The organism is Bartonella sp. AA18HLJMS (assembly GCF_042197245.1).
Lineage (GTDB): Bacteria > Pseudomonadota > Alphaproteobacteria > Rhizobiales > Rhizobiaceae > Bartonella.
The window spans coordinates 1-5,120 of sequence record NZ_JBHIRP010000036.1 but is presented as its reverse complement, the minus strand read 5'-3'; the positions used below and the strand labels follow the sequence as shown (position 1 = coordinate 5,120).

Genomic DNA, 5,120 nt, shown 5'->3' with positions numbered 1-5,120 from the left:
GAGGGCGATGGGGCAAGATGCTGGACAAATCATTGGCTCTCTCAACCGCAACACCGCAGCAGCACACCAAGCAGTAGGACAGCTAGATGTCGCATCGCTTGAGGGGGTAGTACATAATCGCGTAGATATGATCAATGATTTATCGGATGAAGGATTAGGATACTGGGACAAAGTGCGCGAAGTCGCAAATGTTAAAGAACATCCAGTGGGTGAGATTTTGCATGATGAAAATGGCAATGTCCTCTATTTAACCGATGAAAATGGAGAACCTATAAAAGACAGCGATGGAGAATATATTACTCTGTATCACTTTTTAAATGCTGAAGATGAGCAGTATTTACAAGCTGGCTCTGATGGCAACAGGCGTATGTTCTATAATGGTATTTTTAACACACCAGATGAAGCAGCCGGTAATGCTGTCCACTTAGCTGATAATGAACATGAACCCCTTTATTTTACATACCACCCACAAGCTAAAGACAGGCTCGTAGAGTACGGAGTAGCGATTTATGAATATTTTGGGAGATGGAGTAATTCGACCAAGAAGTTACAAGATTTTATCTATCGTTATGGCAATACAGGGGCGATTGTTAGTGCGCATAGCCGTGGTAGTTTGACAGTGGGCAATGGAATGCGTGACTTTGAACAGCGTGGCATTCACGGTATAGCAGAAAAAACAGATATCTATCTTTTTGGACCAGCTGATAACTCTCAATCAATAGCGAATGCACTCTATTATGTGAGTGATGGTAAAAAAGATCATATTTACTTACAAAACCATATATTCGATCCCATAGGTACAGGATTTGGTCACAATCCACCTACTGCTTATAAGGTACCCTTGAGGTTCCCTTATGCAATATTTCCACCAGCAACTCCAATGATAGAGCAAGGGGGAGCGTTCATCGGGCATAACCCTAGTACCCATAAGTGTTATGGTAATGCGGGGAAAAAATGTCAAGATAATTATGGAATACATCATAATGCAAAAATTTATGCACCTTATGCAATTTTAGATAATTTAGGTTTAGGTTATTTATGGAGAAAAAAATGAATACACTGTTTAAATTATTAAGTGGAATAGTTCTGTTAAGTATCTCTGGATGTGACATATCAAATATTGACAAACCTCCTCCAGGGGAAGTACATGGGTGGTTGAAGGCGGGAGCAGATTTTACTGAGATAGGAAAAGCCTTATTAGAATGTGGAATGCCGAGTCTTATCGATCCTGATTCAGAAAATAGAAACCTCAGTTTAAATCAAATGGCATCCATTGATGCTTGTATGGTCCAAGCAGGATTTCGTGATAGATACGGTGGTCCGTATTGGTGCTATAATTATAAAGACCTTCCCATTTGTCAGCCTGGTGCTGTCATCCCGAAGAGAAGTGTCGAAAAGCGCTTAAACAGCCCTTTTTGTAAAAGGTATAAAAATGCGGATGAATGCCAACCTTAAGTTTTGCTGTTTGTGATGATCAACAAACCGCCATCTTTGCCTTGGCTTGAAATGGCAGGATTGCTTCCTCACGCACATTATTTAACGCCTGAAGAACAACAGAATTTACAAAAAGGTTCTGATGGCAAGGTTCATGTTTTTCTCAATGGTATTTTTACAACACCAGATGACGCAGCCCATAATGCGGTTCAGTTGGCTGATAACAAGAATGATCCGCACTATTTTCTGATGTTCCCTCATAGCGATTCGTTCTTGGTAGAGTTGTTCATTGCAGGGTATCAGTATGCTCTAGAAGGTAAGTTGGGTATTTTGACCAATTCGACGAAGAAGTACCAGAATCTGTTGTATAGCCTTGGCAATATAGGATTGCATACTGATGCGCATAGCCGCGGCAGTATGACAGCGGGCAATGGATCGCATGATTTAGAAAAGCATGGTGTTCATGGTATAGCAAAGAAAACAACGATTAATTTCTTTGGACCAGCTTATAATACTCAAAACATGGCAGATACGTTATATATCTTAAGTGATGGAAAGCAGGATTACGTAAACTTGGAAAATCATAAAAATGACTTTGTGGGTACAAAGATTGGCAAAAATCCTTACACTTTTGAACAAATACCTCCTGGAAGTGGTCCCTGGAAAGGAGCATGGCAAATATTTAAGGGCTACCCCAGTGTCCATGATTGTTATGGACATCCAAGTGATGCTTGTACAAAGTTCTATGGATTACCTAATCGTACGCCAATTTATTCAAAATATTCAGGGAGGAAAAAATGAAACAAATCTTGAAATTATTAAGCGGAATAGTTTTGGTTAGTGTAGCTGGATGTAACATCGATAAGCCTCCTCCAGGGTATCTAAGTATGTGGGAGAAGTCTGGAGCAGATTTTACGGAGATAGGAAAAGCATTGTTAGAATGTGGTATGCCAACCCCTTATGATGTTTTTCCAGAAAACCAACAGCAGAGCATTAATGCTAAAGAAACAACTTATGCCTGCATGCTCCAAGCAGGATTCCACTATAAAGGGAGGGGTAACTGGTGTTATACTTTTAAAGAGAAAAACTTGCCGATTTGTCGTCCAGGTGCTGTCATACCACAGCGCAGTGTCAAGAAGCGCTTGAACAGCCCTTTTTGTACAAAGCATCCAGAACAACCTGAATGCGAGCCTTAAGTCTTGCTGTTTGTGATGATCAACAATCCGCTATCCTTGCCTTCTCTTGGAATGGCGGGACTGTTCCCTCAATCCATCATCTCAATATTGTTCACCGTTGTTTTAAGCAGCGGTGACAGAAAATATCAACAAGCTTCCGAGCTGTTTTATTGTAAAGAAACCCACTGAAGGAGGGGAATAATGAAGAAAATCTTAAAACTATTGAGTTGCATAGCTCTCTTAAATACAGCTGGATGTGTTAACCAACCTCCTCCATCAACTTTAGCATTATGGGAAAAACCAGGTGTCGATAAAGCGATGATCCAACAATCCTTATCAAAATGTGGTTGGAAACCGGTTTATGCTTCTTCTAGTGATATGAATTCGTATGCGAGTGAATTTGCCTCAGTTTATGAGTGCATGAAAAAAGCAGGTTTCCGGTATAAATTGCAAAATTCAAAAGGGCTCTATTTTACACAACCTCCCAAAAGTGGCTCATTCCTAAGCAATTTAATGATAGCAGGATATCAGCAATTTATGGACAATGACACCTTTGGTGTGACCAACAAAACGAAACAGGAACGGGCTTTACTAACGCATTTTGAGGATGAAAAAAAACGTCAGCAAAAGCAAAAAGCTTTACAAAAGCGATCACCAAAGCGTCCTCCCCATCGTTAAAAAGGTCGTTGGATAAAATCACGAATGAAGTAGGGGATCAAAGCCGTCTCCTTCTTTATTCAAGCGGATGACACTTTAAATAAGGCAGCATTCATGGTGTTGGAGCCGATATTATCGCTGGGACCAATCCTGTTTATGAAAATGGTGAGCAGAGCGGGAATATCACCTTGGGAGAAGGTAAAGATATCATTTTTGAAAGTGTACAAAACCAGCTCGTGGGTGTTGCTACAGCCCTTGGCTCTTAAGACGATTCATAAGAATCATTTTTACTCCTTTCTTCTATAGTTTTTACCCACACATCAGCCCCGCTTATGATGTGCAAGCAAGTGATTTTGATTGATTCAAGATAAACAGATTTGAAATGAGAGAATCCTACGTTATTCGGGAGGCTAATTCAATATAAATAACGCTAGATTATTATTATAAATCAATATTTTGTTATATAAAAAAACTAATCCGTAGGAGATTGTTGGAAATGTTGGAACTATCCTTGGTACTTTTGCTGGGCTTAGCAACATCAGAGCGAAAGAAAATATCGTACGAGTAGGGCAGCGAGATGGATACAAACTCTATGAGTATAACTACAGGGGCTATCCAGAGCGTTATCGCGGGGTGATGGCACAAGATGTTTTGAAGTCAAAACCTGAAGCTGTTTTCTTGCATAAGGCGATAGGTTTTGTGCATGTAGATTATAGCAAGCGTGGCTGTGAGATGGAAAGGGTGCAGTGATGGAACAAGAAAACACAAATTCTCTTTTAAAGTTGTTTGATCCAAAATTTTTGCGTCCTTTAATGTATCAGGTTATACCGCAGTTACCTAGATATTTATTGCAACAATGCTCGATGCCTCCAAGCACGCCGTTGGAAGGACGATACAAGCCAAGTTTTTTAGAACGGGCTGCTTGTCGCACAGACCCTTTTGATGCGAGCAATGGGGATAATACTCCGCAAAAATTGAGTCCTACAGAGCTTATTTGCGGTTCTCAAGCAGGGACAGAACAAGCTGGGAAAAAACGCCAGCAGAATTGATTATGTCTACAGATGATTTAAAGCGCCAAATGCCTCCATTGCCGGATGTTTCAAAGGATACTGTTAAGATACAAGAGGTACCAGAGCAACAAAAACATGATTTTTCAGAGCAGAGAGGTGTTGCATCAATGATTCCTCAATCTCCACTTGTTGGGAACATTGATCAGTCTAGTGGGATGAAGCTGGGCGACAGCAAAAAAATGTGATGGATTATATTGCTCAACTTAATGAGAAATCTATAGCGGAAAACTCTTTGAAAAATGATTCTGGAAATGATGAGGAAAAGCTTTTTGATGCACCTATAGGAGAAGAAAAACATTTGAATGCACACTTACCAGAAGAGGAGCATTTAAAAGCAAGTGGTGATCTTGAACAAAAAACAGATTATATCAAGTCACTTGATAACTTTGTTCAGACAGGAGCAAATCCAAGTAGCTTATGGGAGCGTTTTAGAAAATCAGAATTTTCCGAGCATTTAATGGATTTTTTTGCAGAGCTTGCGTTAGGAAAGACACCACAAGAAAGTTTTTCAAATGCATCTATCCTTATGCGGCAGGGCAACAAGGAACGCGCACAACATAAACAAACTTTGCAATTTTTACGCTCTAAAGGGTATAGCGATGAAGATGCGCAAGCACTCACGCAATATCCAGATTTTGTCATGAAAATCATAGGCAGCACGTTAAGCTCTCAAGAAGGCTATAGAACACTACTTAAAAGGCTTAATCGGGGGATTATGAAGCGGTACCAACCGAATTGCAGAAATGGACCAAAGCGGGAGGCAAACGTTTACAAGGTCTCGTAC

The 5,120-nt window shown here is 40.3% G+C and carries 5 protein-coding genes and 3 pseudogenes; all 8 read left to right on the top strand.

Translation table 11 applies throughout. The annotated features are described in order from the left end of the window. Positions 1-1,054, top strand: a pseudogene (locus ACFINW_RS09415) (filamentous hemagglutinin); the annotation flags it as partial. Beyond that, positions 1,051-1,455, top strand: a complete 405-nt coding sequence (locus ACFINW_RS09410; protein ID WP_375641127.1) for a hypothetical protein — start codon at positions 1,051-1,053, stop codon at positions 1,453-1,455. The pseudogene ACFINW_RS09415 and the gene ACFINW_RS09410, both read left to right, overlap by 4 nt. A gap of 15 nt (positions 1,456-1,470) precedes the next feature. Then, positions 1,471-2,235, top strand: coding sequence for a hypothetical protein (locus tag ACFINW_RS09405; RefSeq protein WP_375641126.1), 765 nt, complete (start codon positions 1,471-1,473; stop codon positions 2,233-2,235). Further along, positions 2,232-2,630 carry a hypothetical protein gene (locus ACFINW_RS09400; protein ID WP_375641125.1) on the top strand — a complete coding sequence of 133 codons (399 nt, stop codon included), beginning with the start codon at positions 2,232-2,234 and terminating at the stop codon, positions 2,628-2,630. The genes ACFINW_RS09405 and ACFINW_RS09400 overlap by 4 nt, the downstream gene beginning before the upstream one ends. Next, on the top strand, positions 2,618-2,746 hold the full coding sequence (locus ACFINW_RS09395; protein ID WP_375620637.1) for a hypothetical protein: 129 nt from the start codon (positions 2,618-2,620) through the stop codon (positions 2,744-2,746). Before ACFINW_RS09400 ends, ACFINW_RS09395 begins: the two co-directional genes overlap by 13 nt. A 64-nt stretch (positions 2,747-2,810) precedes the next feature. Continuing rightward, the gene (locus ACFINW_RS09390) at positions 2,811-3,287 is read left to right on the top strand and encodes a hypothetical protein (RefSeq protein ID WP_375641124.1); all 477 of its coding nucleotides are present in this window, start codon (positions 2,811-2,813) and stop codon (positions 3,285-3,287) included. 728 nt (positions 3,288-4,015) lie between these two features. Then, positions 4,016-5,027 (top strand): annotated as a pseudogene (locus ACFINW_RS09385) (hypothetical protein); the annotation flags it as partial. After that, a pseudogene (locus ACFINW_RS09380) lies at positions 5,022-5,120 on the top strand (glycoside hydrolase family protein); the annotation flags it as partial. The pseudogenes ACFINW_RS09385 and ACFINW_RS09380, both read left to right, overlap by 6 nt.

What these genes read in the sequence shown, in the direction of transcription:
- ACFINW_RS09410 (WP_375641127.1), top strand. Translation starts at nt 1,051, where the DNA reads ATGAATACACTGTTTAAATTATTAAGTGGAATAGTTCTGTTAAGTATC.
- ACFINW_RS09405 (WP_375641126.1), top strand. Translation starts at nt 1,471, where the DNA reads ATGATCAACAAACCGCCATCTTTGCCTTGGCTTGAAATGGCAGGATTG.
- ACFINW_RS09400 (WP_375641125.1), top strand. Translation starts at nt 2,232, where the DNA reads ATGAAACAAATCTTGAAATTATTAAGCGGAATAGTTTTGGTTAGTGTA.
- ACFINW_RS09395 (WP_375620637.1), top strand. Translation starts at nt 2,618, where the DNA reads ATGCGAGCCTTAAGTCTTGCTGTTTGTGATGATCAACAATCCGCTATC.
- ACFINW_RS09390 (WP_375641124.1), top strand. Translation starts at nt 2,811, where the DNA reads ATGAAGAAAATCTTAAAACTATTGAGTTGCATAGCTCTCTTAAATACA.